Here is a 204-nt window from a genome sequence, read left to right as displayed (position 1 = left end):
TCACGGCGAAGTATGTTGATGAAAATGGGAATCCAATTGCCGACGACGTCGTTTCCTCGGGTAATGTTGGTGATCCATATTCAACCACCCAAAAGGATGTACCGGGCTACACCTTTAAGGAAGTCCAAGGCAACCCAACGGGGAGCTTTACGGATCAAGATCAGACGGTCACTTACGTTTACACCAAAGATCCAGTAGCTGGTG

At 48.5% G+C, this 204-nt stretch carries 1 protein-coding gene; it reads left to right on the top strand.

The window, feature by feature from the left end; genetic code table 11:
* The coding region (locus tag CES81_RS13335; RefSeq protein WP_180949826.1) for a MucBP domain-containing protein at positions 1–204 on the top strand (204 nt) is incomplete at both ends.

Origin of the sequence: Secundilactobacillus pentosiphilus, assembly GCF_002217985.1 — a bacterium.
Lineage (GTDB): Bacteria > Bacillota > Bacilli > Lactobacillales > Lactobacillaceae > Secundilactobacillus > Secundilactobacillus pentosiphilus.
This window is presented reverse-complemented; position numbering and strand designations above follow the sequence as displayed.